The organism is Serratia sp. NGAS9, from assembly GCF_009905295.1.
Taxonomy (GTDB): Bacteria; Pseudomonadota; Gammaproteobacteria; order Enterobacterales; family Enterobacteriaceae; genus Serratia; species Serratia bockelmannii.
The window spans coordinates 2,404,157-2,428,685 of record NZ_CP047605.1 but is presented as its reverse complement, the minus strand read 5'-3'; the positions used below and the strand labels follow the sequence as shown (position 1 = coordinate 2,428,685).

Genomic DNA, 24,529 nt, shown 5'->3' with positions numbered 1-24,529 from the left:
CTTTCATAGCGGACACTCACGTCCGTAATGGGGCAAGCAATGGATAATCTGTCTGGGGTGAGCGTCTTTGTGCAGACCGCGGAGACGCTGAGTTTCGTTGAGGCCGGGCGCGTGCTCGGCATTTCCGCTTCCGCGGTGGGGAAAAGCATCGCCCGCCTGGAAAACCGGCTGGGCACGCGCCTGTTTCACCGTAGCACGCGCAGCATGACCCTGACCGCCGAAGGCCGGCTGTTTCTGCACCGTTGCCAGCGCATTCTGGAGGAATTGGCGGCGGCGGAACGGGAAATCAGCGATACGCACAGCGCGCCGCGCGGCAAGCTGCGTGTCAGTTTGCCGCTGGTGGGCGGCCTGCTGAATCCGGTGCTGGCGGAATTTGTTCGGCGTTACCCGGAGATTGAGCTGGAAACCGATTTTTCCGACCGTCGAGTCGCGGTGATTGAAGAAGGGTTCGATGCGGTGATCCGCGTGGGCGATACCGAGGACTCTCGCTTAATGAGCCGCCAACTGGGCACGTTTCACCTACAGCTGGTGGCGGCGCCGGACTATCTGCGCCGGGCGGGAATACCCCGCCAGCCGGCAGAACTGCGCGATCACGCCTGCCTGTTATACAGATTCCCCACCACCGGCAAAGTCGAGACCTGGCCGGTGGCGGGCGGAGATAAACTGCTCGACGAAGGCCTGGGCAAGCGCACGGTATGCAACACCGTCGATACGCTGATTTACCTGGCGGAACAGGGCCTGGGCATCGCCTGCCTGCCCGATTTCGCGGTGCGGGAGGCGCTGGAGCAGCAGCGGCTCCAACCCGTGCTTGGCGACCAATGCCGACACAGTGGCAGTCTCAAAATCCTCTGGCCTTCAAGCAAACATCTTACACCGCGTCTCAGGGCATTTATCGACATCATGAGCGTTCGCCTTTTCTCAGCCTAAGTCCTCTACCGTGTTAGAACAAATTCAGCTTTGTTTTGCACAAAAATAGCTAAAGCGCAGCCTGCCGCGCCTGCCAGCAGCCCTGACGGCGGCGCAGTGCCGTCGTGATATTCCATTCAGCGATATAGAAGCGCCGTTCGTTCTTTCGGGACAAAGAAAACCGCCACACAATACCTTTTACCCCGCACTCGTGCATAACCATCTATAAATTCAGGTGTTAACGCCTTGTCATTATCGATAACCGCCCAATTCGCTCATCTGATATTGAACAGCCAGCCGGATCAAACCGCCCTGTCAGCCGCTCGCCGCGGCGTGAAAGATTACTTCGCCTGCGCATTGCCGATTGCCCGCGGGGCGTTGAGCGATGCCGGTCTGGCAGCGATCGGCACGACGTTTCCGCCGACCAGCAGTGAGAACCGTGCACTGCGCTATGGCTATGTCAGCCACTCGTTGGACTTCGATGATTACCATCCTGCGCTGCGTGGCCATCCTAGCACCGTAGTGCTCTCCGCCCTGCTGGCGCTGAACGGTGAGAGTGACAATGTCACTGAGCTGTTAACCGCCTATGTCATCGGTGTAGAGGCCGCTGGCCGGCTGGGATTGGCCGCTGGCACGCAACATTACGTGCTGGGTTTTCACAGCACCGCCACCCTGGGCGCGGTCGCCGCCTGCGCCGCCGTGGCGCGTTATCTGCAGCTTGACCAGCGGCAAACGCAAATTGCTCTCGGCCTGGCGGCCACCCAGGCGGCGGGCCTGCGCAGCCAGTTCGGTTCGGCGGCCAAACCGCTGCACGCAGGGCTGGCGGCACGCAACGCGGTCAATGCCGCCCTGCTGGCTCAGGCCGGTTTCATCGGCCAACCGGAGGGCGTGCTGGACAGCCTGCTGACTTCCCACGGCGACGGCCGGCAAAAACCGGAATGCCTGACCGCCGACTGGGGCACGCCCTGGCGCATCCTGCAACCAGGGCTGGAGTTCAAGCGGTACCCGACCTGCGGTGGCACTCACAGCGCGGCCGAGGCGGCGCTCGCCCTGCGCGCGCGGCTGCTGGAACAAGGCGACGCCCTTGCGGAGATCGCACTGGTTGAGGTCAGTTTTCCGCCCGGCGCAGATACCGCACCCTATATTCGCCAGCCGGCCACCGGTGTGGAAGCGCGCTTTAGCCTCGAATACGTCATAGCCGATGCGCTATACCACGGCGAGATCCCGCTGACGCATTACGGCGAACAGCCGGTCGATGCGGCTATCGCCGCCCTGGCGGCAAAAGTTGAGCGCCATGTCGATCCCGCAGCCCCGCCGGACGCGCTCGATCCGGAGATGCGCTTCCATCGCCTGACCCTGACGCTGCAGGACGGAAGGCAAATAAGTGACATGGTCACAAGAAAGCAAACCGTCGCCCGGCCGACAGACCTCGACGCCAAGCTGCACGCCATTCTGCAGCTGCTTCCGGGCCTCGAAGGCGAAAGCGTTATCCGCGACTGCGCCCTCATGTCCCCTGGCGCGCTGCCGCGACTGATTGCATTGTTAAATTAATAATAAAACAGGAATAATTATGAGTACTTCACCTTCAACACCATCGCGCAAACTCCGTCTCGGCCTGTTCGTTCAGGCGCTGGGACACCACATCGGAGGATGGCGCGCACAAGGCGCCAGCGGTTCACCGACCGATATCGACTGGTTCACCTGGATCGCAAAAAAAGCCGAAGAAGGCACCTTCGATATGTTCTTCGTCGGTGACGCGTTGGCAACCAGCGTGCACCGCCTGCCCTCGACGATGTCACGCCTGGAGCCGCTGACGCTGCTGGCGGCGCTGGCGGTTAACACCCGCCATATCGGGCTGGCGGCGACCGCCTCCACCACTTTCGATCAACCTTTCCACCTGGCACGCGCCATGGCCTCCATCGACCATATCAGCCACGGCCGCGCCGCCTGGAACGTGGTGACCTCTTTCTCCAGCGATGCGGCGCGCAATTTCAGTCGTGAAGACCTGCCGTCGCACGCCGAACGCTATGAAGTGGCGCGGGAATTCCTCGAGGCCAGCTACAAACTGTGGGACGGCTGGGAAAAAGACGCCATCGTGCGCGATAAGCAAAATGGCGTATACGCCATCGACGAGAAAATCCACGCCGCCAACCATAAGGGCAAGCATTTCTCGGTGCAGGGCCCGCTGAATATTTCCCGCTCGCCGCAGGGGCGGCCAGTGATCATTGAGGCCGGCTCTTCCCCGGCCGGCCAACAGTTGGCGGCGGAAACCGCCGAAGTGGTGTTCACCGCCGCCGCCAGCCTGGAAGAAGGACAGGCTTTCTACCGCAGCCAGAAAAAATACGTGGCCGACGCCGGCCGCAACCCGGACCACCTGCTGATCCTGCTAGGTGTGATGCCGATTGTCGGCCGTACCAAAGAAGAAGCGCAGGAAACCTGGTATCAGCTGAATCAACTGGTGGATATCGATAACGGCATTGAGCAGCTGTCGGCGCGCTTTGGCTTCGATTTGAGCGATTACCCGCTGGACGGCCCGGTGCCGAACGTGGGCGCCACCGAAGGCGGCCAAAGCCGCGTGAAACTGCTGACCGATCTGGCCGCGCGGGAAAACCTGACGCTGCGCGAGTTGGCGGCCGTCGCGGCCGGTTCGCGTGGCCACCGCGTGGTGGTAGGCACCGCCGCAGAGATCGCCGACGACTTCCAGCTGTGGCTGGAACAGCAAGGCGCAGACGGCTTCAACATCATGCCGGCGGTGTTGCCCAACCAACTGGAACTGTTCGTCGAGCTGGTGATCCCGGAGCTGCGCCGCCGTGGCCTGTTCCGTGAAGAGTATCAGCATGCAACCCTGCGTGAAAACCTGGGCCTGCCGGAACCGGCAATCAACTTCGCTAACGTAAAATCGGCTTAATCCGCAGGGAAATCATGATGAAAAACACATTCAAACGCACCGTACTGTCCCTGCTGTTGGCTTCCTCCACGCTGGCGCCGTTGGCCGCCGGTCATGCCGCTGAAGGCGATGTTCCCTTCAAGGCGGCGGTGAAAGCTGCCGCCGATCCGGCGCTGCACGACAGCCTGCCTGACGCTATCAAAAAGGCCGGCTATATCGTTGCCGGCACCAACCCGAACACCCCGCCGACCACCTTTTACCAGGCGGACAACAAAACGCTGGCCGGGCGTGAAATCGACGTGATGAGCGCAATTGCCGATCGCCTGGGCGTGGCGATCCACTGGAAGGACACCGGCGGTTTCGACAACATCATCCCCGGCCTGAAGTCCGGCCGTTATGACGTCGCGCTGGCCAACATTGACGCCAACAAAAAGCGCTTCCAGCAGGTGGACTTCGTCGGCTATTACAACGCTTCCAAACTGGCCTTGATCGCCCGCAAAGACGCTGCGCTTGGCCCTTACACCGAGCTGGCCCAGCTGTGCGGCCAGACCGTCGGCGCCGGCGCAGGTACCTCGCAAATCACCCGCCTGCAGCAGGCCAGCGATCAATGCGTCGCCGCCGGCAAGCCGGCCATCACCATGCCGATCTTCCCGGACCGTCCGGCCGGGGTGCAGGCGGTGATCAGCGGCCGCGTGCCGATGTTTTTCGGCCCGTATGAAGGGCTGCGCTACCAGGCCACCCACGTCAAACCGCTGACGCTGGCCGGTGATATCAACATCGACGGTACCACGGTGGCCATCGCCCTGCCGAAAGGCTCCGAACTGGTGAAACCGGTGCAGGCGGCACTAAATTCGCTGATCGCCGACGGCAGCTACCAGAAAATCCTCGACGGCTGGGATATCGGTTTTGGTGCCGTGAAAACCGCCGGCATCAATGAAGAGATCGCAAAATGAGTGGGCAATACCCTGTCGACGACGCGGAACTGAGCATCGTTGGCCACCGGCATTACGGGCGCTGGCTCAGCGCCCTGGTTGTACTGCTGATCGTCGGCGTTATCGTCAATTCCATGCTGCACAACCCGCGCTTTGAATGGTCGGTGGTGGCGGAAAATCTTACCGAGGCGTCCATCCTCAACGGCGTGCTCATGACGCTGAAGCTGACGGTAATTTCGGTGGTGTTCGGCTTCGCCGGCGGCGTGCTGCTGGCGCTGATGCGCCTGTCGGCCAATCCGGTATTGGTGGCGGTAAGCTGGTTCTACACCTGGTTCTTCCGTGCAGTGCCGATGCTGGTACAGCTGTTCCTGTGGTACAACATCGCCGCGCTTTATCCCCGCATCAGCTTGTGGATCCCGTTTCTGGGCGAAGTCGCCAGCGCACCGACCAATACCCTTATCAGCACCTTCAGCGCCGCGGTGATTGCGCTGGTGATGCATCAGTCGGCCTATGCGGCGGAGATCGTGCGAGCAGGCATCCAAAGCGTCGGCAGCGGCCAGTTGGAAGCCGCCAAAGCGCTGGGCTACCGTCGTGGGCAAATCCTGTGGCGCGTGGTATTGCCGCAGGCGATGCGCACCATCCTGCCGCCGGCGGGCAATGAGGTGATCGGGCAGTTGAAAACCACCGCGGTGGTGTCGGTGATTGCCCTGCAGGACGTGCTGTATTCGGCGCAGATCATTTACCAACGCACCTACGAGGTCATCCCGCTGCTGCTGGTCGCCACCCTGTGGTATCTGGCCATGACTTCGATTCTGTCGATTGGTCAATACTACGTGGAGCGCTATTTTGGCCGCGGCACGCAGGCAACGCGCAGCGGCCGGTTCTTCCTCAACCGCAAAGCCCCTCAGGGAGGTGAACAATGAGCGCATCTATCCACATCAACCGGGTGCGGAAATCCTTTTCCGGCACCGACGTGTTGAAAAACATCAGCCTGACCATTCCGGCAGGTTCGGTAACGGTGATCCTCGGCCCTTCCGGCTCCGGCAAATCCACCCTGTTGCGCTGCATCAACCACCTGGAAAAGCTGGACGGCGGCACCATTCGTGTTGGCGAACAGCTGATCGGCTATCGCCAAAAAGGCCGGCATCTGTACGAGCTGAAAGAAGCCGAGGTGGCCGAACAGCGTAAAAGCATTGGCATGGTATTTCAGCAGTTCAACTTGTTTGCACACCGCACCGTGTTGCAAAACGTCAGCGACGCGCCGCTGCGGGTGAAAAAGGAAAAAAAAGCCGAGGTGCAGGAACGGGCGAAACAGCTGCTGACCCGCGTCGGGCTGGAACATCGCATCAACGCCTGGCCGCGTGAACTGTCCGGCGGCCAGCAGCAGCGCGTCGCCATCGCCCGCGCGCTGGCAATGAACCCACAGGTGTTGCTGTTTGATGAACCGACCTCCGCCCTCGATCCTGAATTGGTTGGCGAAGTGCTGCAGGTGATGAAAGACTTGGCGCATTCGGGCATGACCATGGTGGTGGTCACGCACGAAATCGGCTTCGCCCGCGAAGTGGCCGACCAGATTGTCTTTATGGATCAGGGAAAGGTGGTTGAAACGGGCAGCGTGCAGCAGGTTCTGGATGCGCCGGGACATGAGAGGACGCGCAACTTCCTGGCGACGGTATTGTAACCCTCCGTCAGGGGGCGTTGCGTCCCCTGACGTTCAAATTCAGCCGTTATTTTTTCTGCCGATAGCGGAAAAGACGTTGAACACTTCACCCAGGCCGTAAATCGCGCCGAGCAAGACGGCCACCATTACCGGCACCAGGACCACCACGGTGGCCAAGCTTTCAATCATTTCTAACATCGTTCTCTCCTGGTTTATAAGCACAGCGAATCTACGCCGGAAGAAAAGGTTTCCGGCCAATCGATCGATTATCGTGGGGAGGCAGTCTAAAACGTGAGCTACATCACACTTGATGCGAGCTAATGTAACTTACACAATTACATTAACGCAATGCAAAAAATGCTCTGCGCGTAGCGGGAATTTGCGTGGTTTTTTATTGCGTATCCGCTTGATATTGCGGTGAACAAGGGACAAAAGGATAGCCTGCGCACCGTTCGACCTGCCCGGCCATTTCGGCGATGCTAGTTTGCGCCAGGCTGGCTTCCAGCGCGTGACCGACGCGTGCAAATTCTTGCTCCAGCACCGGGGTAATGGCGTGGCCGATATAGCACGCATCGTTAGGCCGGGTACGGTGCAGCATGAAATACGGTTGATCCTCTACCGCGCGATACACGTCCAGCAGCGAGATCGTTTCCGCCGGCCGCGCCAGCAGCGCCCCGCCGCCTTGTCCCATCTGTGAATAGGTCAGCCCGGCCTCCGCCAGCGCGCCGAGGATGCGCCGTACTACCGTCGGATTCGTGTTGACGCTGCGCGCGATGTCTTCGGAACGCACCGTCTGGCCACGACACAGCGTGATATTGGTCAGAATATGGATGGCAACGGCAAATCGCGTAGAGGTAGACACCTTGGCACCTGCTCAGAGTTTCGTTTATGTCGGATTAAAACATAAGGAAAGCGTATCAATTTACGGTAATACACATAATGAGTAGGGATAATGAGAATGTCAACCTGCCCCGCCCGATGGCGGCGGCGGCTCACGCTTCTGTGCGGATCTCCGTCACTTTATCGGGATAAAATGCCAGATGATCCTTGATCGCTACCACGGCGTTGTAGGGCATTTCATAACTCCAGGCCACATTGGCCTCCTGCTCGCCGTTAAGCACAAGGGAGAAATAACTGCAGTCGCCCTTATAAGGGCAGTAGCTGACGTGCTCGTTTTTCTGCAACAGCGCCCGATTCACATCCTCACGCGGAAAGTAAAACACCGGCGGATAGGTGGCTTCCTGCAGGATGAGCACGTTGCGGCTGTCGGCCAGGGTCTGACCGGCTGCACGCACGACAACCCGCGCCGGATGGCGGGTCAAGGTGATTGGGTGGTCCGGGCCGGGGATTTTCACCGGTTTGCCGGATGCGGAAACGAGATCGGACATGGCGGCCTCCAGAGTGTGCGCCCCGCACCCCGCGAGGCGTCTTTCCAGTATAGACCCACGATTTTACCGGCGGCCGCACATTCGGCGAGCAATCGCTTTTCACCGCCGCAAAATTAAGAATTTTTACCTGTTCGATTTTCTTACGGAGGAATACATTCATCCCAACTTCTACCGGCAGGTTAATCGGATTATTTTTAATCCATTAATCAGTCAATTTACCAGGAACTCATTATGAATATTAAACGTGCCGCAGGTGTGTTGGTGGTGGTGATGGCAACGCTTTCCGTTACCGCATGTGGGCATATGTCCAATCGCGATCGCAACACGGCGATCGGCGCTGGCGTCGGTGCAGTCGGCGGTGCGGTGCTGACCGACGGCAGCACGCTGGGTACCCTCGGCGGCGCGGCGCTGGGTGGCATTATCGGCCACCAGACCAGCCGTTAATCATCGCGTTAAAATAATCTCTGCAGGCCGGCACTTTTTTAATCCATAAGCGCCGGTCTGTTTTTTATTTATCGAAATAACGTCCCTCAGCGGTGGAAAATAATAAATAACGTTTAGCGCAGCTTTATTATTCATTAACCTGCGTCAGGGTTATTTATTGCACAGGCAGCCTGAAACGCGCCATCGCTTTTTCCAACCGTTCCGATTCACCCTGCAGCGACTGAGAAGCTTCGGTCACCGCGTTCACCACGGCGCCGGTTTGTTGCACCACCTGATTCAGCGCCGCAATGCGCGCCGTCACGTCCTGAATGCTCTCCCCCTGATTGAAAGACGCCTGCGAGATTTCCCCCATCAGGGCACTGCATTTGTTCACCAGATCGATAATCTGGCGCAGGTTGCCGGTCAGCAGATCCACCGCCTGCGAACCTTGATCGATTTGCCGCAGTGAACGGTTGATCAACTGCTGAATATCGCGCGTCGAATGGCTGCTCTTTTGCGCCAACAGACCCACCTCTTTGGCTACGATGGCAAAGCCGCGGCCGTGAACGCCGGCATGCGCGGCCTCGATCGCCGCATTCAGCGCCAGAATATGGGTCTGGAACGCCACGCTGTCGATCAGCGCGACGATGCCACGCATCTCGGCCGATTGGTTGACGATCCCTTGGATTGAAACATTGACGGTTTCCATCATCTGCTCACCGGCGCCGGCGTACTGCCGGGCTTGTTCGGTTCGTTGGCTGGCCTGCTGGGCGTATTGGCCGTTTTCTTCCACCCGCGCCGCCAGCTGCTGCACGTGCTCGGTCGCCAACTGCAATTCGCCGTCCTGCTTCGCCGATTGTGCCGTCAACTGGCGATTGCCGTCCGCCAGCCGGCCGACGCCACTCAGGATCCCGCTCGCCGCATCGCGCACCTCGCTCACCAGCCGCTGCAGGCCGTTTTGCATATGGCCAATGCTGGTCTGCAGCTGACGCATCTCGCGGTTGAATGCCCGCTCAGGCGGCAGCGGCCGCGAAAGATCGCCGGCGGCCAGCACGTTGAGGTGCGCGATTGCCCGCTGCAACGGTGCGATAACCCAGCGAGAGACGCCGACCCAGACCCCCACGGCAATCAGCGCCAGCGCCGCCAGCGCGCCAAACGCAAAGATCTTGGCCTGCTCCAGCGCCGCCAATTGCCGCACGTTGACGTCATCGCCACGCCGCTCGTTCAGCGTCTGGTAGGCAAGATACTTTTCGTTGAAATCCGCCTGAAACGCCTGGATCGGCACGGCGAAAAACGCATCGACGCTGGCGCTGCTTTGCAACCCTTGCGCCTGTTCCTTCAGGCCGTCATAGAACAGACGATAGCTGTCTTTCAGGGCGCCCGTCGCTTCGGGCGCAGCCGCACTCAAGCGCTCGAACCGGGCAAAGGCCTGCTTTGAAGCCGCCAACGCCGCCAACGATTCATCCAGCAGGCTATGCCAACTGCCCTCGGAGCCGGTGGCTTTATCCTGCAGATAATAGATGCCCGCACGGTTCAGGGTATCGCTGGCCGTCAGCAGCGACAGTCTGGCGCGATCCATTGTCGCCTGCTGGCGATGCAACGCATCGCCCGTCACCAGATTAACCTTGGCGTCGCGCAAAATATTGGAAATAAATAGGGTGGAAAACAATTGCAGCAGAGAAAATAGCGCGATAACGCAAATTACCCCGCTTAATAAGCCCATGCTCTTGCCGAAGCCAAACGCACGCGGTAGCGCTGCCGCAGGTTTTACCCTGCGGCCCAGTGTCAGTTTTATGTTCATGATTTTTAGTCAGTCATACCAGGATGCCGCGAGTCTAACGGGCATTGATGACACGACTATTTCAGCCTGCTCTGCGTCGCCCCCGCCGGCCAAGATCCCCCAATAATCGGTATTGCCCGTCAACTCTCATTTTTATTTCTTGACTTGTTTAATACCGGATTTATAGTTTTTCCATTAAAAAAGAAACAAAGTTTCATATATTAACCGGCGCGAAATTTAATATATGAAACGCTCAATAAAATCGTCTCAAATATAAAACCGATGAGCGTAAATGCCCTGTTCACAGGTGAAACTCGCTCGCCTTAATAAACAGTCTATTTTCTTCAGGGGCCTGCTATGCGCAAGATCACGCTTTGTTTTTTCCTTGTTTCACCAGTGAGTTATGCAACCGTCGCCGCATTGCCCAACGATGTTGCCACCACCGCGGCGCCGGTAAAAAAAAGCCGCCCGGCATTTCCGCATATTCATTGGCAAAGCGAGGATAATAAAAAGAATATTGATATCGGCGGCGCACTGCGCGCCAATTATCGCTATGAAGACTGGCACAGCAGCAATTATCGGAATCCTCCGCATTTACGCTTTGACGCTTTTCGCATCGATGCCGTCGGCCAGGTAAACGATGCATTTTTCGATGGCGGATTCTGGTTTCAGGATCGGCGCAAATACGCCATCGACCGCGCCTATGTCGGCTATCACCTGTCTGAACGTTCCGCCGTGCAACTGGGCGCGCCGTTCAAACCGTTCGGCCTGATGCCCTACCCGCAGTTCGGCTGGTCGTACGGCATTCCGTTTTACCTCGGCTTTGGCGTCAACACCGGGCTGGGCGCCAAATACCAATATCAGCATGACGATTGGGCCTTCGACGCCGCCTATTACCCGCGCATGATGCCGACCGGCGTGCGTTACGCCCCCGACGTCGCCAGCTACGACGATTTGAAAAACACCAACTATGCGTCACAGCACCTGCAGCGCAACGAAAAACGCGATCAGATAAACCTGCGGCTGACGCGCGCTTTCCACCAGGGCGGCTGGGACAATGAGCTCGGCGGTTCGCTGGCGGCCTCACGGCTCTACAACCAGGCTACCGGCGATAACGGCAGCTTCTGGGCGGCGGGCCTGCATACGCTGGTGAATAACGATCCCTGGCATCTGTCCGGCCAGGTGATCCGCTACGGTTACGATGCCAAAGGCCCGGCCGGGGCCAACAATTCGGTGATCCTGATGGGCGGCAACGGCCTGACGCCGGCCTATCTGATCCCGTCGCAGGCCACCACCGCCGCCATCAACCTGGCGCGCGACGTCGACGTACCCTGGGGGCCGGTGAAAAAGCTGCGGTTCTACAACGATTACAGCGTGCTCTGGAAGGATAAGCACGGCGGTTCCGACTCCAAAATGAATACGCTGGGGGTGCAGGTGTTCGCCATGCCGGTGATGCTGTGGGTGGACCTGACCTGGGCGCAGAATGCCAACCCGTGGGGCGGCGTGGAAAACGCCACCGGTTGGACCGGCACGCAATCCTCCGGCAGCAATAAATGGTATTTTCGCACTAACGTGAACATCGGTTACTACTTCTGAGCACGGCGAGATCTACACTGAAGTATCACCGCCAACCGGAGAAGCCACGATGCTGAGCGCGCAAACGCTGCATATTGCCATCAACCGCCCCTGTGACGAGGTGTACGCCTTTCTCAGCCAGCCGGAAAATTTCCCCTTGTGGGCCAAAGGGTTGGCCAACAGTTTACGGCAGGAAGATGAAGAATGGGTGGCAGACACCCCACAGGGAAAACTTCGTATTCGCTTCAGCGCGCCGAATGCCTTCGGCGTGCTGGATCATTGGGTGACGCTGCCGAACGGCGGCGTGGTCTACGTGCCGCTGCGCGCGCTCGCCAACCGGCACGGCACCGAGGTGATCTTCACCCTGTTCCGCCAGCCGGACATGGACGATGCGCTATTCGCCCGCGACGCCGGGCTGGTGAACGCCGATCTGCAGGCGCTGAAGCGCCTGCTGGAATCGCGCTAATCCCCATCAGCCCTTGACCGACGACACCACGTTAAGCGGTTGGGCATCCGGCAGGATATTCATGTGCTCCAGCACCTGGGCCATGATCTTGCCGAACACCGGCCCCGCCACCGAACCGCCGAAGTGCTTGCCGGCTTTCGGGTTGTTGACCATCACCACCAGTGCCACCTGCGGATCGCTGGCCGGCGCCACGCCGGCGGTGTAGTTGATGTAGCCGCCGTCGTATTTGCCGCTGGGGCCCATTTTCTCGGCGGTACCGGTTTTGATCGCCAGCCTATAGCCCGGTACCGCGGCGCTCACCCCGCTGCCGCCAGGCAAGGCGTCGCTCTCCATCATATGCACCACGGATCGTACCGTATCCGCCGGCAGAATACGTTGCCCCATCACCGGCGGCGTCACCTTGGTGATCGACAGCGGCCGATAAATGCCGAAGGAACCGATAGCAGCATATTCGCGTGCCATCTGCAGCGGCGTCACGCGCAGCCCATAGCCGAAGGAGAAGGTAGCGCGTTCGATATCGGCCCAGCGTTCACGGTGCTGCGGCAGATAGCCGCTGCTCTCGTTGCCGATGCCAAGCTCGGTCGGCCGCCCCAGGCCAAAGCTACGGTAGACCGCCGGCAGCACGGTGGCCGGCAGCGCCAGCGCAATGTGCGATACCGCGATGTCGCTCGATTTTTGCAGCACGCCGGTGATGGTCAGTTTCGACCAGTGGCCGACGTCTTTGATCAGGTGACCGTTCACCCGATACGGCGTGGTGTCCAACACGGTATCCGGCCGGATCAGCTTATGTTCCAACCCCACCATCACCACCACCGGTTTCACCGTCGAACCCGGTTCGAAGCTGTCGCTGCTGCACACGTTGCGAATGTCTTTCGCCGGCGTGCTGCCATAGTTGTTCGGGTTGAACGACGGGTAGCTGGCCATGCCGAGGATCTCGCCGGTGTCGATCTTGACCAGCACCGCACAGCCGGAGTCGGCCTGGTTGGCCACCACGCCGTCGCGGATCTGCGCATAAAGCACGTACTGGATAAACTTGTCGATGCTGAGCGTCACGTTCGGCGGCGGCACCGGATCCACGCTTTTTAGCACGCCGATCACCGCGCCGCTGCCGTCCTTCTGATAGACCCGCAGGCCGTTTTTGCCCTGCAACAGCGGGTTGAAGCCCAGCTCGATGCCCTCCAGCCCCTGATTGTCCTGGCCGACGATGCCGATCAGCCCGGCGGCATCCTGGCCCATCGGATAAAAGCGGCTGAAATCCTGCTCGGCGCTGACGCCGGTCAGGTGCAGTTTGCTGATGTAGGCGGCGTTGTCGTCCTCCACCTTGCGCGCCAGGTAGACAAAACGTTTGTGCGCGTTGCTCTGGATCAGATGCTGTACGTCCGCCAGCGGGATCTTCAGCACGTTGGCCATACTCTGCCAGCGTTCGTTACCGGTATCGGTCTGGGTATCGAGAATATGCTTCGGGTCCAGCACGATGTCTTTGGACGACACGCTGACCGCCAGCGCCTCATCGTTGCGATCGGTGATCATAGCGCGGTTGGTCGGCACCACCTGGGTGCGGATCGAACGCTGGTCGGCCTGATCCGCCAACTGCTGGTGTTCCAGCAGCTGCAGGTAGCCGACCCTGAACGCCAACAGAAAAAAACAGACCAGCATGCCGGCGCAAATCCAGCCGAAACGAACTGTGGAATAGGTTTTACCGCTCTTTTTGGTCGATGGCGCCACTGTTGTGTTAACCCTACGTTTTTATTCGGTTTATGGTGTTATTTCAGTCTACCTTGCCGGAAATGGTCAGGAGATTGCAGTTTGTAAGAAAGTAAAAACAAACCGCATCACCGTTGCACATCCGCACTGTCGTTTAACTGCGGTTTACTTTGCGGCATATCACCGGGCTGTGGCGCGTTGGCCGGGTCAAAAATATGGTCGAGGATCGCGCGTGCGGTCGGCCCCGCCACCACGCCGTCGCCACCGCCGTTTTCCAGGATCAGCGCCATCGCCACCCGGGGGTTTTTGTAAGGCGCGAACAGCGTATAGAAGATGTGATCGCGTAGCCGCACCGGGATCATTTTGGCGTTGTAGGTCTGGTTTTGCTTCAGGCTGAACACCTGCGAGGTGCCGGATTTGGCGGCGATCTGGTACGGCGCGGTATGGAACAGCTTGTAACCGGTGCCGTTCGGCAGGTTGGCCATGCCGTACATGCCGTTGCGCACAATGCCCCAGTAAGGCGAGTGGGGATCGCCGATCTGCGCCGCTTGCGCCGGCGGCTGGTAGCGCGTCACCCGGTTGCCCTGCTGCAGCGAATACAGCAGATGCGGCGTTTTCACCTGGCCGTTGTTGATCAGCGTGGTCAGCGCTTTTACCATCTGGATTGGCGTCGCCACCCAATACCCCTGGCCGATGCCCACCGAAACCGTATCCCCCTGATACCAGCCTTTTTTGTGCACCTTCAGCTTCCAGTCGCGGCTCGGCAGCACGCCGCGATACTCTTCGTTCAGATCGATGCCGGTGGACTGGCCGTAGCCGAACTGGCTCAGCCAGTGGTGAATACGATCGATGCCCATCTCATACGCCACCTGATAAAAGAAGGTGTCGGCGGACTCCTCGATCGCTTTGGTGACGTTGAGCATGCCGTGGCCGGTTTTCAGCCAGTCGCGGTAGCGGCGCTCAGTGCCGGGCAGCGTCCAGGTCGGCGCGCCGAAAAAGGTGGTGGTGGGCGTGATCACCCCGGCGAACAGCGCCGAAACGGCCATGTAGGGCTTCACCGTCGACGCCGGCGGGTACAGCCCCTGGGTGACGCGGTTGATTAGGGGCAGATCCGGGTTGCGGAGCAGCGCCTTATAGGCCTGATAGCCGATGCCTTTGACGAAGGGATTGGGATCGTAACTGGGGCTGGAGACCATCGCCAGAATGCCGCCGTCGCGCGGATCTTCCACCACCACCGCGGCGCGTTGCCCCTTCAGCACCGATTCAATGTACTGCTGCAGCGGCAGATCCAGCGTCAGGTAGATGTTTTTGCCGGCCTTCGGCGGCTGCTCCTTCAGCAGGCGGATCACCCGCCCGTGGTTATCCACCTCCACCTCCTGATAGCCGGTGGTGCCGTGCAGCTCGGACTCGTAATAGGCTTCGATGCCCTGTTTGCCGATGTTGCGGTCGGCGGCGTAGTTTTCGCTCAGGCCGGCCTTGTCCAGGCGCTTGAGATCGCTGTCGTTGATCTTCGACACATAGCCCAGAACGTGCGCCAGCTGAGCGCCGTAAGGATATTCACGCTGTTGATAGGTATCGATTGTTACCCCGTCGAAACGGTATTGATTGACGGCAAAACGCGCCACCTCGGTGTCGCTCAGCCCGGTTTTTAGCGTCACCGGCTTGTAACGGCTGTTGTGGTGCATGTCATCGCGAAACGCGCTGATGTCCTCCGGCGTCAGGTCGACGATCGGCGTCAGCGCCTGCAGCAGCGCCGCCATGTCGGTGATTTTGCTGGGCGTGATCTCGATACGATACAGTGTCACGTTTCGCACCAGCGGAGTGCCGTTACGATCAAAGATCAGCCCGCGGCTGGGAGCTAGCGGCAGCATCTTGATGTCGTTCTGGTTGGAGCGCGTCTGGTAAAAGCCGTGCTGGCGGATTTGCAGCCGGTAGAGGTTGACGATCAATACGCCGAAGCACACCACTACCAGCGCCAGCGCCACGCCTGCCCGGCGGATAAACAGTCTTTCTTCCGCAGAGTGGTCGCGAATTGTTTCTTTTAACAGGGCCATGCAGTGCCGGTACCTTTTGCGTCACATTTCCCCGCAAAATCAGGGGGCTGAAAAGCCGGCAAGCATAGCGTTATCGGGCGCGACGCCCCATGAAAAGGTTGCTAATGAAATGGCATAACTGTTTCAGCATATTGGAATGTTACCGGCGGCGATTTTTTCACCGCGATCCCCATTGAGCCCCCGTTCGCCCCAATGCTACAATGTGATCTTAATCACACTATTACCGATATTCCCCCGCATTTCCCTGTCGGCGCCCTGCCGGATGCGGCTTTTTGTTACATAGGATCGAGTTCGATGAGTACCATTGCCACCGGTTTAGTCATGATGCGCTGGGAGTTGCTGAGAGCCGTGATGATGTTCTTCGCCAGCCAGTTAAACGTCGTTTGCCGTAAAACCAGCCGCAACGGCATGGCGTTCATGTTCAGCAGCCTGGGCCTGTTTACCGCCTGCTGGTTCGTGATGGGCCTGATGGGCATCCACCTTACCCTGGAAGCCTTCACCCAGTTCTGGTCATCGGCCTGGGATCGCTACGTGGACGTGGTCAGCACCATGCCGGCCGATTGGCCGATGCCGTAACCTCGCTGCACGGGCGGCGCACCGGCCGCCCAGCGATTATTCCTCGTCCGTTGGCGCCGCCGCCAGCCGCGCCATCAACGCCCCCGCCTCAACCAACAGCGCCTGTTCTTGCTCCGTTAAACAACTTTCCATCGCCGCCAGCAGCCACGCCTCGCGTCGGCTGCGGCTTTGCTGCAGCAGGCCCAGCCCGGCGGGCGTCAGGCGTACCCGCACCCGGCGTTTATCTTCGGCATCCGGCGTGCGCACCAGCAGCCCGTCGGCCTCCAGCTCACGCAACGCGGCCGCCAGATTAGAGGAACGCATGCGCTCCGATTCCGCCAGCAGCGACGGCGTCGCCTCGCCGCCGTGGCGATCGATAGCCCCCAACAGCATCAGCTGGGCCCAGGATTTTTCGTCGCTACGCGACTCGCGCCGTAAACGGCGCACCAGCGACATTAACTGCGTGCGCAGCAGCGTCACGTCTTCAGGGTGATCTTTTTTCATTGGCATCAATCTAGCGTTCAGTTTATCCCTGCTTTCACACCGCCGGATCGCGCAGTGCCCTGCCTGGCTACCGCGCCGCTCTGGCTTAACCTAGTTACCTATGATAATATAGCTATTAATATATAGCAAAAAAGACACTGCATCGGCAGGGTTACGTTTGCTCACGCATTTGCCCCTCGCCGATTAATTTGCAGTGTTATTATTATTTTGATTAATAAATCCCTCCTTATTCAACGTGGTACGGTAAGCCGATGGAAGCGTGGAAAGTCAATCTGATCTCGGTCTGGCTCGGGTGTTTCTTCACCGGGCTGGCGATGAGCCAAATCCTCCCTTTTCTGCCGCTGTACGTCGAACAGCTCGGCGTCAGCGATCACCAATCCCTCAGCCTGTGGTCCGGGCTGGTGTTCAGCGGCACCTTTTTGGTCTCGGCGGTGGTCTCGCCGCTGTGGGGCAGCCTGGCCGACCGCAAAGGCCGCAAGCTGATGCTGCTGCGCGCCTCGCTGGGCATGGCGATCGTCATCGCGCTGCAGGGGCTGGCCACTAACGTGTGGCAGCTGTTCGCGCTGCGCGCCCTGATGGGGCTGACGTCCGGCTATATTCCCAACGCCATGGCGCTGGTCGCCTCGCAGGCGCCGCGCGATAAAAGCGGCTGGGCGCTGGGCACGCTCTCTACCGGGCAGATCTCCGGCGTGATCGCCGGGCCGCTGTTGGGCGGGCTGATGGCCGACCATCTGGGGCTGCGGGTGGTATTTTTCGTCACCGCCGGGCTGATGTTCGTCAGCTTCCTGGTGACGCTGTTCCTGATTAAAGAGCGGCGCATCACGGTGAAAAAAGCGGATCAGCTGAGCGGCAAGGCGGTATTCCGTTCGCTGCCCTATCCGACGCTGATCGTCACCCTGTTCGTTTGTACCCTGATGATCCAGCTGGCTAACTCGTCCATCAGCCCGATCCTGACGCTGTTCATTCGCGAGCTATCGGGCGACGTCAGCAATATCGCCTTTGTCAGCGGCATGATCGCCGCCGTGCCCGGCATTGCGGCGCTGATCTCGGCGCCACGCCTCGGGCGGCTCGGCGATCGCATCGGCACCGCGCGCATCCTGATCGCCGCGCTGCTGTTCACCACCGGCCTGTTCGCCGTGATGGCCTGGGTCAATACGCCGCTGCAGCTGGGCATTCTGCGCTTCCTGCTGGGTTTTGCCGACGGCGCGCTGATGCCGGCGGTGCAGGCGCTGCTGCTGAAGTATTCCTCCGATCAGGTGACCGGGCGCATCTTCGGCTATAACCAATCCTTCATGTACCTGGGGAACGTGGTTGGCCCGCTGCTGGGATCGGGCATTTCGGCGATGATGGGGTTCCGTTGGGTGTTCGCCGTCACGGCAGTCTTGGTGCTTTGCAATGCGCTGCAGCTGCGCCATCAGTTCAAAAAAGTGGAAAATCAACGTGCGGGATAACGGGGAATGTGGGGAAACGCCTCAAGCAGTGGCGGGACAATGACGCCCATCAACCGTACCACCACTGCCAAAGGCGGCCGTAGCCTACTCGACGCGGCGGTCATTTAATATTTATGTAAGTAAATAAAGTGTTGCAGGCGCGTAGAGGGCCGCCGCAGCGGCCCTTGTGGCTCAGAACATGGTATTGTCGTTAGCCGATTTTTCCGGCACATCCTGATTGACGTCCCAATGCTCGGTGATTTTCCCCTGATCGTTCACCCGATAAATATCCACGCTGGCGGTGCCGCGATCCTGCGGGTTATTTTGGTATTTGACGTGAACGTAGACCAGATCGCCGTTGACCGCGCTGCGGTATATTTTGGCGCTGTATTGCGGATTGTCTTTAAAGGTCTGGCTGAAGAAATCGAGGAACGGCTTGATGCCGTCGCCGACGAACGGGTTATGCTGCTTGTAGTTTTCCACAATCAGCCTCTGCGCCACGCCGATGTCGTGGCGGTTGAAGAAGCCCGCGTACAGATCTTCCACCACCTTCAGCTTTTGCTGGGCATGATGATAGCCGCCCTTGCCGGCCGACTTTTGCGACGCCGCCTGATCCGTTGACAACGCCGGGTAACTCGCCAGCAAGCCGCCGACGATCGCACAGGCGATCAATGCCTTTTTCATAACTGCTCCTTAGTTTCCTGAGTGACCTACGATTTTCAGCTGCCCTTTCAGATGGGTGAAGCTGCCGTCCTTGGCGGCGATGTTGGTGTACACCTCGCCGCGCTCAAAGTCCTCGATATGCGTCACGTTGTCGCCGGACTGCGGTTCGTGCCAATAAACCATGTAGACCTTCGGCCGAATCTCCACTGCGGTGTACTGTACCGTGTCGGTAATGCCCTGCGACGCCTCGCCGATACCGGTGAAGGTCATGGTCTTGTCATCGGTAAAATCCAGCTTGAAGGCGAAATCGCCGAAGGTCACCTGCACCACTTTACCGACCGCAATAAACTGCCCGTGTTTTTCCGTCATCGTCGCCGCCTTACTGTTTGTCAGGGAGGGTTGCGCCGCCGTAGCGGCAGGCAATGCCAGGGGGAAAGTCAGGGCTATCGCCAGCGCGATGCCCGTTCGCTTCACTGTTTTCATCGTTCCTTCTCCTTTCCGTGGTTGAAAACGAGAATCATTATTATTTCTTAAGCATTGATGGAAATATAAGAATAATCTCTATTCGCATCAGGCACCTGGCGGCAAAAAAAGACGAGGGAAAATCGCCGTAAAATGGCATGGCAATAGTGCGCTCTGGCCCTTGGTTTTTACGCAATGAACGGGATTACTGCTTTCAAGGAAGGAAACAACTCGGGGATTCGATAGGTCTATAGCGCAGATCGCTTTAAGCTAATGCGTATTTGTTCTTAGGCCGCCCGCCGCTGCAAAACGGCGACGAACGGCACGGCGTTTAACGCAGCCAGGGCGTATAGGTGACGCCAACCAGCAGTCCTTCCGGGCTGAGCAACCGGGTAACGCTTTGCCCCCACGGCTCTTCGCGATTGGCGACCAGCAGCCGATAACCGCGATCGACCAGCCCCTGGGTGGCTACCGCCATGTCGGCTACGTCAAACTCGATCCACGCCTGCGGCACCGCGAGATCCGCCGGCCAGCGATCGTCGCCAAAGCAGGACTGCGCCGCCTGCGCCAGCGGCCACAGGGCAAAATGCTTCACGCCGTCCAGCGCGCCCTGCTCGGCCAGCAGATAGCTCTCGTTGCCCGGCATCGGCTTGAGCGGCAGCCCCAGCGCCTCGACATAAAACGCCTTGCTCTCGTCGCTCTCACGCGTGATGGGCCCGAATCCGGCGACAAACAACACGCCCAGCCCGGCAAATTGTTGATCCATGCTGCACTCCCTTTCGGTTAGCGCCCCTGCCGCACCTGCAGCGGAGCAAATCCATAGGCCGCCTTGAAGCGGTTGCTGAAATGGCTGGCGGAACTGAAGCCGCACGCCAGCGCGATCTCGGTGATCGGCTGTTGGCTATGCCGCAACAGCTGTTCCGCCCGCTGCAGCCGGGCGCGCATCACAAACTGGTGCGGCGCCAGGCCGGTGGCGTGCTTGAACATGCGGGCGAAATGGTATTCGCTCAACCCGGCCTGCGCCGCCAGATCCGCCAACAGCAAAGGCCGATCGAGGTGGCTTGCGATATATTCCCGCACCCGCCTGGCTACCGCAGGGGCCAGGCCGCCGCGCACCGGCGGCAGCTTCCACTGCAGCTGGCTGTAGCGCTGGATCAGGTGTGACATCAGCAGGTTCGACGCGCTGCTGAGCGCCAGCAGATTGGCGCTGTCTTGCCAATCGCAGTTGAGCAAAAACTGGCGGTACAGCAGCGTGATCTGCGGATCTTCGCCGAAGCTGCGCGGCTCCACGTTGATCGCCGCCGGGCTGCGATCCCAGGTTTGCTCCGCCAGCTGCCGCAGATGCCCGTCGGTGCAGTACAGATGCACGAACGACAGATCGCTGCGCACATCCCAGGTGGAGGCGTATTGGCGCGGCATGATGCAGAACCGATCCGGCCCGCCGCCGTTGCGCCAGCCGCCCGGCACCTGCTGGTAGCACTCATAGCCGTCGGCGACGTACAGGCTCAGGGTATGGTGGTCGGCGCTTTCCTGCGTGACGCGATCGTTGCAGTTGGACCAGGCCGCCAGCTCCACGCCGGTGCCCAGCAGCACGCTGCCGTGCAGCCGCGCCTTGTGCTCACGCAGTGTTTCAAACGCCTGATAGTTGGACATCGCCGGCCCCGTTGTTCGACATGCCGACAGTGTAAAGAGTGGCGCCGCCTCATACCAGCCGCCGCCCCGCGCTTTTGGCAAAAAAAGCGCAAGAATATGCAACTGAGCGCAAAGCGCTGCAAGCGCCGCCGCGCGCCAAAGCGGATACTGCGCCATCGGTTTTTTCGGAGTAACAAATAGAATGAATGCGCTGTTGTACCTCGCCGTGGTGCTGATTTGGGGCACCACCTGGATTGCGATCACCCTGCAACAGGAAGGCCCGGTGGCCATTCCCGTCTCAATCGCTTACCGCTTCGCCATTGCCGCCGCGGTGATGTTCGCCGTGCTGTTGCTAACGCGCCGCCTGCGCCGCCTCGCCCCGCGCGATCATCTGTTCTGCGTGCTGCAGGGCTGCTGCGTATTCGGCTTCAACTTCTTCTGCTTCTACCACGCGGCCGCCTACATCAGCAGCGGGCTGGAATCGGTGATCTTCTCGATGGCGGTGCTGTTCAACGCCCTCAACAGCCTGCTGTTTTTCCGCCAGCGCCCCAGCCCCAACCTGCTGCCGGCGGCGCTGCTGGGTTTGACCGGCATCGTGGCGCTGTTCTGGCAAGATCTGGCCGCCACCCGCATGGCGCCGGAGCTGCTTAAAGGCATCGGCCTGAGCGCGCTCGGCACCTACGGCTTCTCGCTGGGCAACATGATCAGCACGCGCCATCAGCGCCGCGGGCTGGATATCTTTTCCACCAATACCTACGCCATGACCTACGGCGCGCTGTTGATGGCGCTGATCGCCTGGGCGCAGGGCGCGTCGTTCCAGATGGAATACAGCAGCCGCTATATCGGCTCCCTGCTGTACCTGGCGATCTTCGGATCGGTGATCGCCTTCGCCGCTTACTTCAGCCTGCTCGGCCGCATCGGCGCCGGCGCGGCGGCCTACAGCACCCTGTTGTTCCCGCTGGTGGCGCTGACCATCTCAACGATCTACGAAGGCTATCAGTGGCACTTCAACGCCGTGCTGGGCCTGTGCCTGATCCTGCTGGGCAACCTGGTGATGTTCGCCAAGCCGACGCTGAAATGGCGGCGGGCGGATATCTCAAAACAAAACTCAACCCTTTGAAGCCATTGGCGAATATCGTTATCATCAGGTTTTGTTGATAATGGATGATGGCAAATGCTCAGAAGTGATGATGTGACACCCCGCGCCTACAAACAGGTGGACGTGTTTACCCGTACGCCGCTGCAGGGCAACCCCGTGGCGGTGGTGCTGGAGGCCGAGGGGCTGAGCAGCGCGCAGATGCTGGCACTGGCCCGCTGGACCAACCTTTCGGAAACCACCTTTGTGCTTAAACCGACGCACCCGGCGGCGGATTATAAGGTGCGCATTTTCACCACCGAAAAAGAGCTGCCCTTCGCCGGCCACCCGACGCTGGGCACCGCCCACGCCCTGCTGGAAGCCGGATTGACACCTAAACGGCCTGGAACGGTGATGCAGGAATGCGGCGTCGGCCTGGTGGCGGTCAATATCCAGCCGGAAGGCACCTTGGCGTTCGCCGCGCCCGAAGTTGAGTTCCGCCCAATGGACGCTGAGGAAACAGAACGGCTGATGGCCGCTTTACGGCCCGCGATGATTGAAGGAGGCCCCCTGCCGGTGATTGCCGAGATGGGCATTCGCTGGCTGATGGTGCGCCTGCCGGACGCACCATCCTGCCTGGCGGTGACGCCGGATCAGGCCACGATTAAACGGCTGCAAACGGCGTGTGATGTAGATGGCGTGGTGATCTATGGCCCCTGCTCCGCAACCGAACCGGCCGATTACGAAATGCGCGCGTTTATGGTGGAATGCGGCGCCTTGATTGAAGATCCGGTGACCGGCAGCGCCAACGCCTGCCTGGCGCGCTTATTGAAGGCCAACCGCTTTCCCGACGGCGGCCAGACCGCACAGGGCTACCAGGTGCGCCAGGGCACCCAACTGAATCGAGATGGCCGCGTGAGCGTACGCTTTATTGACGGCGAACCCTGGATCGGCGGGCACTGCCGCACTCTGATTAACGGGACATTGGGTATTTAGTTTTGGGGGAGGAATAAGAGGATGGTGAGCATCTTTTGGGAACGTCAATTAGCAACTCTCAAAGCCTATGTTTAGCTGTTCTTCATTACATAGGTCAACAAACTGCTGAGAGACAATTATCCTTTCACAATAGATGCTATCCCTAGCAATAAAGAACTCCCTGTCACACTTGTAAGCAGGCACATCAATGAGCTTGCTTCCATCCCCAAGCTCTCTGAACGTCGAGACTTCCTCATCAATAATTGAAAAATAATTATTCACTTTACACAGAAGCATCGTTTCAGTTACGTTTTCTACCGCACATTCATAGAATAACATTTCAGACGAAACCTTGCGTTCAAATACAGCCTTAGCTCTTTTTGAAAAAATTGGAATTCCGAGACTGGCAGGAAAATAGTCATGCAAATTAAAAATGTCGCTACTCAAAGCGCTTGGCACTTTCCCTTTTGGCAGTGAGTAGGATAGGAACTTACCATCACCTTCATTCCAAATAAAAAAGCTGGACAATCTTAATTTCGGATCGAGAAAATAAATCAAGTTATCGCCAAATGTAAAGCTACTGAAAGTATAGAATTTCATGTCACTCTCACTCAACCTAATTTAACGATGTTACATTTTATTCTCTTTCTTGCCAAGCACTCTTTAATTAGAGAAAAAATAGCATCCCAATCACCACCTCCCAATCCTGCACCAATCATAGGCAATTGTATACTAAGCCTTTCTTTTAATGCATAATCAGAAACCAGACTCAGGCATTCTTTCAGTGCTTCATATGAAACATACTGAGCATTATCATCTTTACTTTTCTTTAGTCCATCCTGAGCCAGCATATTTGCAATATATATCCGCTCGTTTCCGTTCACACAGATGAATTGTACATTCCTGAGAAAAAAATCCTTTTTTTCAGAGAACCACTTTAAATATCCTTCCTTTACTGCTGGATAGCGTTTTGATAGAGGAACAACAAAGCCTTTTCCCCACTTACCCTTATTATTCACAATATGAATGATCATTTTAGATTTTGACAAAGGAATAGATTCATCACCATAACTAAAACTGACATAATCATTCAAAACATCAGGGGTGATTGTCTTATCCCATTCACTTTCAAATTCAAGACTAGTTATCAACTTTGACTCAGAAAGATCAAGCTCACTTTTCTTACCATCATAAAGTAAAAAACCTATATCTTCGTGCCAATCTTCCAAAGATGAGGATGAATAATACAAATCATTTATTATAGTTATTTGTCTTGTTGCAACATCGCCATTAAACTCAGTATAGATCCTCCCTTCGCCAGAAATGAGTTCACATTTACCTTTATAATAATTCTTATCGGACTCCACAGTTCTTTCCTCCTCCTACGACAGATGGAATAAGCTATTTCTAACAATCAATCACCATGTTACTTACAATAACCCTCTAATTTTCAATGCC

The 24,529-nt window shown here is 58.4% G+C and carries 26 protein-coding genes; 13 read left to right on the top strand and 13 right to left on the bottom strand.

Features of this window, described 5'->3' with window-relative positions; all coding sequences use genetic code 11:
* Positions 1-39 precede the first annotated feature (39 nt).
* The 6 genes from GUC32_RS11750 to GUC32_RS11725 all read left to right on the top strand — a co-directional run bounded on the left by GUC32_RS11750 (position 40) and on the right by GUC32_RS11725 (position 6,406).
* On the top strand, positions 40-927 hold the full coding sequence (locus tag GUC32_RS11750) for a LysR family transcriptional regulator (RefSeq protein ID WP_060433031.1): 888 nt from the start codon (positions 40-42) through the stop codon (positions 925-927).
* Positions 928-1,152: 225 nt separating this feature from the next.
* The gene (locus GUC32_RS11745; protein WP_325976261.1) at positions 1,153-2,457 is read left to right on the top strand and encodes an MmgE/PrpD family protein; all 1,305 of its coding nucleotides are present in this window, start codon (positions 1,153-1,155) and stop codon (positions 2,455-2,457) included.
* A 19-nt stretch (positions 2,458-2,476) separates the two neighbouring features.
* A complete protein-coding gene (locus tag GUC32_RS11740; RefSeq protein ID WP_369435745.1) occupies positions 2,477-3,814 on the top strand; it encodes an LLM class flavin-dependent oxidoreductase in 1,338 nt (445 codons plus the stop codon).
* A gap of 17 nt (positions 3,815-3,831) precedes the next feature.
* Entirely contained in the window at positions 3,832-4,746 is a 915-nt protein-coding gene (locus GUC32_RS11735) for an ABC transporter substrate-binding protein (protein WP_049204005.1), read from the top strand.
* Positions 4,743-5,648 carry an amino acid ABC transporter permease gene (locus GUC32_RS11730; RefSeq protein ID WP_025302790.1) on the top strand — a complete coding sequence of 302 codons (906 nt, stop codon included), beginning with the start codon at positions 4,743-4,745 and terminating at the stop codon, positions 5,646-5,648. The genes GUC32_RS11735 and GUC32_RS11730 overlap by 4 nt, the downstream gene beginning before the upstream one ends.
* Positions 5,645-6,406 carry an amino acid ABC transporter ATP-binding protein gene (locus tag GUC32_RS11725; RefSeq protein ID WP_025302789.1) on the top strand — a complete coding sequence of 254 codons (762 nt, stop codon included), beginning with the start codon at positions 5,645-5,647 and terminating at the stop codon, positions 6,404-6,406. Before GUC32_RS11730 ends, GUC32_RS11725 begins: the two co-directional genes overlap by 4 nt.
* A 39-nt stretch (positions 6,407-6,445) precedes the next feature.
* Here GUC32_RS11725 and GUC32_RS11720 read toward each other — a convergent pair whose 3' ends face one another.
* The 3 genes from GUC32_RS11720 to GUC32_RS11710 all read right to left on the bottom strand — a co-directional run bounded on the left by GUC32_RS11720 (position 6,446) and on the right by GUC32_RS11710 (position 7,773).
* Positions 6,446-6,583 (bottom strand): AcrZ family multidrug efflux pump-associated protein, encoded by a 138-nt coding sequence (locus GUC32_RS11720; RefSeq protein ID WP_016927779.1) that lies wholly within the window; start codon positions 6,581-6,583, stop codon positions 6,446-6,448.
* A 193-nt stretch (positions 6,584-6,776) separates the two neighbouring features.
* The gene (locus tag GUC32_RS11715; RefSeq protein WP_025302788.1) at positions 6,777-7,247 is read right to left on the bottom strand and encodes an Rrf2 family transcriptional regulator; all 471 of its coding nucleotides are present in this window, start codon (positions 7,245-7,247) and stop codon (positions 6,777-6,779) included.
* A gap of 130 nt (positions 7,248-7,377) precedes the next feature.
* Positions 7,378-7,773 carry a DUF427 domain-containing protein gene (locus GUC32_RS11710; protein ID WP_025302787.1) on the bottom strand — a complete coding sequence of 132 codons (396 nt, stop codon included), beginning with the start codon at positions 7,771-7,773 and terminating at the stop codon, positions 7,378-7,380.
* 231 nt (positions 7,774-8,004) lie between these two features.
* Here GUC32_RS11710 and osmB point away from each other — a divergent pair, with 231 nt between their 5' ends.
* Positions 8,005-8,217 (top strand): osmotically-inducible lipoprotein OsmB, encoded by a 213-nt coding sequence (gene osmB / locus GUC32_RS11705; RefSeq protein WP_004940700.1) that lies wholly within the window; start codon positions 8,005-8,007, stop codon positions 8,215-8,217.
* Positions 8,218-8,371: 154 nt separating this feature from the next.
* Here osmB and GUC32_RS11700 read toward each other — a convergent pair whose 3' ends face one another.
* Positions 8,372-9,919, bottom strand: a complete 1,548-nt coding sequence (locus GUC32_RS11700) for a methyl-accepting chemotaxis protein (RefSeq protein WP_238969612.1) — start codon at positions 9,917-9,919, stop codon at positions 8,372-8,374.
* Between the two features lie 414 nt (positions 9,920-10,333).
* Here GUC32_RS11700 and GUC32_RS11695 point away from each other — a divergent pair, with 414 nt between their 5' ends.
* Positions 10,334-11,572 (top strand): hypothetical protein, encoded by a 1,239-nt coding sequence (locus tag GUC32_RS11695; RefSeq protein WP_089195870.1) that lies wholly within the window; start codon positions 10,334-10,336, stop codon positions 11,570-11,572.
* Positions 11,573-11,621: 49 nt separating this feature from the next.
* Positions 11,622-12,017, top strand: coding sequence for a polyketide cyclase (locus GUC32_RS11690; protein WP_043142743.1), 396 nt, complete (start codon positions 11,622-11,624; stop codon positions 12,015-12,017).
* Between the two features lie 6 nt (positions 12,018-12,023).
* On the opposite strand, the gene GUC32_RS11685 is transcribed toward GUC32_RS11690, so the two are convergent.
* Both GUC32_RS11685 and mrdA read right to left on the bottom strand, forming a co-directional pair.
* Positions 12,024-13,742: a penicillin-binding transpeptidase domain-containing protein gene (locus GUC32_RS11685; protein WP_025302783.1), complete on the bottom strand. Its 1,719-nt coding sequence runs from the start codon at positions 13,740-13,742 to the stop codon at positions 12,024-12,026.
* A gap of 107 nt (positions 13,743-13,849) precedes the next feature.
* Complete coding sequence (gene mrdA / locus GUC32_RS11680) at positions 13,850-15,775, bottom strand: penicillin-binding protein 2 (protein WP_060447194.1); 1,926 nt, start codon at positions 15,773-15,775, stop codon at positions 13,850-13,852.
* A 294-nt stretch (positions 15,776-16,069) separates the two neighbouring features.
* Here mrdA and GUC32_RS11675 point away from each other — a divergent pair, with 294 nt between their 5' ends.
* The gene (locus GUC32_RS11675) at positions 16,070-16,351 is read left to right on the top strand and encodes a YjcB family protein (protein ID WP_369435744.1); all 282 of its coding nucleotides are present in this window, start codon (positions 16,070-16,072) and stop codon (positions 16,349-16,351) included.
* Between the two features lie 36 nt (positions 16,352-16,387).
* Here the strand turns inward: GUC32_RS11675 and GUC32_RS11670 are convergent, their stop codons facing one another.
* Complete coding sequence (locus GUC32_RS11670) at positions 16,388-16,834, bottom strand: MarR family winged helix-turn-helix transcriptional regulator (RefSeq protein WP_038629307.1); 447 nt, start codon at positions 16,832-16,834, stop codon at positions 16,388-16,390.
* A 251-nt stretch (positions 16,835-17,085) separates the two neighbouring features.
* Between GUC32_RS11670 and GUC32_RS11665 the strand changes: the two genes are divergently transcribed.
* Positions 17,086-18,285 (top strand): multidrug efflux MFS transporter, encoded by a 1,200-nt coding sequence (locus GUC32_RS11665; RefSeq protein ID WP_004940721.1) that lies wholly within the window; start codon positions 17,086-17,088, stop codon positions 18,283-18,285.
* 171 nt (positions 18,286-18,456) lie between these two features.
* Here the strand turns inward: GUC32_RS11665 and GUC32_RS11660 are convergent, their stop codons facing one another.
* The 4 genes from GUC32_RS11660 to GUC32_RS11645 all read right to left on the bottom strand — a co-directional run bounded on the left by GUC32_RS11660 (position 18,457) and on the right by GUC32_RS11645 (position 21,042).
* Entirely contained in the window at positions 18,457-18,948 is a 492-nt protein-coding gene (locus tag GUC32_RS11660; protein WP_025302780.1) for a nuclear transport factor 2 family protein, read from the bottom strand.
* Between the two features lie 9 nt (positions 18,949-18,957).
* Positions 18,958-19,410 (bottom strand): MoaF N-terminal domain-containing protein, encoded by a 453-nt coding sequence (locus GUC32_RS11655; RefSeq protein ID WP_142590397.1) that lies wholly within the window; start codon positions 19,408-19,410, stop codon positions 18,958-18,960.
* 310 nt (positions 19,411-19,720) lie between these two features.
* Positions 19,721-20,155 (bottom strand): glyoxalase, encoded by a 435-nt coding sequence (locus GUC32_RS11650; RefSeq protein ID WP_369435743.1) that lies wholly within the window; start codon positions 20,153-20,155, stop codon positions 19,721-19,723.
* Between the two features lie 17 nt (positions 20,156-20,172).
* On the bottom strand, positions 20,173-21,042 hold the full coding sequence (locus GUC32_RS11645) for a helix-turn-helix domain-containing protein (protein WP_164067056.1): 870 nt from the start codon (positions 21,040-21,042) through the stop codon (positions 20,173-20,175).
* 181 nt (positions 21,043-21,223) lie between these two features.
* Here GUC32_RS11645 and GUC32_RS11640 point away from each other — a divergent pair, with 181 nt between their 5' ends.
* Together GUC32_RS11640 and GUC32_RS11635 are read left to right on the top strand one after the other, a co-directional pair.
* Positions 21,224-22,141, top strand: a complete 918-nt coding sequence (locus GUC32_RS11640; RefSeq protein ID WP_025302777.1) for a DMT family transporter — start codon at positions 21,224-21,226, stop codon at positions 22,139-22,141.
* A 54-nt stretch (positions 22,142-22,195) separates the two neighbouring features.
* Positions 22,196-23,092, top strand: coding sequence for a PhzF family phenazine biosynthesis protein (locus tag GUC32_RS11635; RefSeq protein ID WP_369435742.1), 897 nt, complete (start codon positions 22,196-22,198; stop codon positions 23,090-23,092).
* 48 nt (positions 23,093-23,140) lie between these two features.
* Here the strand turns inward: GUC32_RS11635 and GUC32_RS11630 are convergent, their stop codons facing one another.
* Positions 23,141-23,671, bottom strand: coding sequence for a hypothetical protein (locus GUC32_RS11630; RefSeq protein ID WP_025302775.1), 531 nt, complete (start codon positions 23,669-23,671; stop codon positions 23,141-23,143).
* 11 nt (positions 23,672-23,682) lie between these two features.
* Complete coding sequence (locus GUC32_RS11625) at positions 23,683-24,438, bottom strand: Appr-1-p processing protein (protein ID WP_164100180.1); 756 nt, start codon at positions 24,436-24,438, stop codon at positions 23,683-23,685.
* Positions 24,439-24,529 lie beyond the last annotated feature (91 nt).